Genomic DNA, 2,481 nt, shown 5'->3' with positions numbered 1-2,481 from the left:
CATGGGTCAGCAAAACATCGACGATTTCGCTATTCCAGTGACAAGCCGAAATGCGATTGAAAAAGTCGTAAAGACTCTCAATTGTTAGCGATAAATCTCTCATCTAATGCTCACTAGTGCTAACCTTTTGATAACAAAGGAGTGCATTATGGGCAAGAGTAAACTCTATAAGAAGTATTATGAAAAGGAGCTTCAACGCCTGCAAATTGAGTTGGTTAAGCTACAGGAGTGGGTTAAGCAACAAGGGCTAAAAGTTGTTGTTATCTTTGAAGGTCGGGACGCGGCAGGAAAAGGCGGTGTCATCAAGCGCATCACAGAAAAACTCAACCCAAGAATATGTCGAGTTGCCGCCCTACCCGCTCCGACTGAAAAAGAGAAAACTCAGTGGTACTTCCAACGTTATGTTGCCCATCTTCCTGCTGCAGGTGAAATCGTACTTTTCGATCGTAGCTGGTACAACCGAGCGGGCGTTGAGAAAGTGATGGGCTTTTGCACAGATGAGCAATACGAAGAATTTCTGCGATCTTGCCCTGAATTTGAACGTATGTTGCAGCGTTCTGGGATCATCTTGCTCAAATACTGGTTTTCCGTTTCAGATGAAGAACAGGAAAAGCGCTTCCTAGAACGCATTAACACTCCTATCAAACGCTGGAAGTTCAGCCCTATGGATTTAGAATCTCGTAATCGCTGGGCAGAGTATTCTGAAGCCAAAGACAAGATGTTTGCCTATACCGATACTAAGCAGTGCCCTTGGTGGGTGGTACCTTCAGATGATAAAAAACGAGCGCGTCTCAACTGCATCAGCCATCTGCTTGATCAAATTGAGTATCAAAACATAGCCTACCCTGAAATTGAACTACCCGTACTTAACAAAGAAGGCTATATTCGAGCTCCACATGAAGAGCAAACCTTTGTTCCGCAAAAGTATTAAGACTAACCCATGGCGAAAGATCTGTTTTACAATTTAGTTTTAAACCTTCTGGTTTTGTCGCAAGAACTCAATTGTGCGTAAAGCCTCGCAGCGCCTGTTTGTCTCTCAACCGCTAGGGAACTTGTCTACTTCTAACGCAGGGCGTCATCAATGCTTTGTTCGCCCAAGTGGCGAACATCTTTACCCTTAACAAAGTAGATGATGTATTCGCAGATATTCTGGCAGCGATCGCCAACACGCTCAATCGCGCGGGCAGACCACATCACCTGAAGAATGTTAGGAATATTCTTCGGGTCTTCCATCATGTATGTCATCAACTGTCGGATCACGGCTTCGTATTCCGCATCTATCTTATCATCGAGCTTGTACACTTCAGCGGCAGCATCGACATCCATACGAGCAAAAGCATCAAGTACTTGGTGTAACATAGTTATCGCTTGGCGACATAGGGGTTCTAACGAGACATGAAACTGACGCTCTTTCGAAGATGGGCTTTCAATCGCAACATACGCAATCTTAGTCGCTACATCACCAATACGTTCTAAGTCAGTAATGGTTTTTATGATCGCCATGATCAAACGGAGATCTTTCGCTGTCGGTTGGCGCTTAGCAATGATTCGAGTACAAGCTTCATCAATCGAGACTTCCATCGCGTTAACTTTATGATCGTCACGAACCACCTTTCTCGCCAGCTCAATATCTTCCTTGTGCAAAGCCTGCATCGCAAACGAAAGCTGCTGCTCGACCAAACCACCCATGGTAAGTACATGGGTTCGGATCGACTCTAACTCAGCATTGAATTGACCTGAAATGTGGCGTCCAAAATTCATAGTTAACGTGCTTCTCCCAATGGATAGTTTAAAACATCTAATTCTAACGAATTAGCCGTAACGGCCAGTAATATAATCTTCCGTCTGTTTCTTCAGTGGCGAGGTGAAGATAGAGTCTGTATCAGAGTACTCAATCAGTTTACCCATGTGGATAAACGCCGTGTGATCACTGACTCGTGCCGCCTGTTGCATGTTATGAGTAACGATAACAACAGTATATTGCGTTTTGAGTTCGTTGATCAGCTCTTCGATGGTTAAAGTGGAAATAGGATCAAGTGCAGAGGTTGGTTCATCAAGCAATAACACCTCAGGCTCAATCGCAATCGCACGTGCAATCACCAAACGTTGCTGCTGACCACCAGAGAGACCAAATGCGTTTTCATGTAAGCGATCTTTCACCTCATCCCACAATGCTGCGGCTCTTAGTGAACGCTCTACTGCGTCATTCAGATCTCGGCTGTTATTAATTCCCTGTAACCTCAGGCCATAAACGACATTTTCATAAATTGACTTGGGAAACGGATTTGGACGTTGAAAAACCATTCCAACGCGGCGGCGCAACGTCGCCACATCAACTTTCGGATGATAGACGTTCTTACCATGTAGCTTAACTTTACCTTCAACGCGACAGCCTTCCACCAAATCGTTCATGCGATTAATACAGCGCAGTAGCGTTGACTTACCACACCCCGATGGGCCAATGAACGCCGTGACTTGTCC

General features: G+C 45.0%; 3 protein-coding genes. 1 reads left to right on the top strand and 2 read right to left on the bottom strand.

What is annotated here, in order from left to right; genetic code table 11:
* The first annotated feature begins 148 nt into the window (after positions 1–148).
* The gene (gene ppk2 / locus QTO00_RS18055) at positions 149–931 is read left to right on the top strand and encodes a polyphosphate kinase 2 (RefSeq protein WP_331426012.1); all 783 of its coding nucleotides are present in this window, start codon (positions 149–151) and stop codon (positions 929–931) included.
* 131 nt (positions 932–1,062) lie between these two features.
* Here the strand turns inward: ppk2 and phoU are convergent, their stop codons facing one another.
* Positions 1,063–1,761 (bottom strand): phosphate signaling complex protein PhoU, encoded by a 699-nt coding sequence (gene phoU / locus QTO00_RS18050; protein ID WP_331426011.1) that lies wholly within the window; start codon positions 1,759–1,761, stop codon positions 1,063–1,065.
* Between the two features lie 51 nt (positions 1,762–1,812).
* A partial coding sequence (gene pstB, locus QTO00_RS18045) for a phosphate ABC transporter ATP-binding protein PstB (RefSeq protein WP_331426010.1) occupies positions 1,813–2,481 on the bottom strand: 669 nt, incomplete at its 5' end.

Origin of the sequence: Vibrio sp. M260118 (assembly GCF_036533755.1) — a bacterium.
Classification (GTDB): Bacteria; Pseudomonadota; Gammaproteobacteria; order Enterobacterales; family Vibrionaceae; genus Vibrio.
The sequence above is the reverse complement of the archived record's forward strand: the minus strand, read 5'-3'. Positions and strand labels throughout refer to the sequence as shown.

What these genes read in the sequence shown, in the direction of transcription:
- ppk2 (WP_331426012.1), top strand. Translation starts at nt 149, where the DNA reads ATGGGCAAGAGTAAACTCTATAAGAAGTATTATGAAAAGGAGCTTCAA.
- phoU (WP_331426011.1), bottom strand. Translation starts at nt 1,761, where the DNA reads ATGAATTTTGGACGCCACATTTCAGGTCAATTCAATGCTGAGTTAGAG.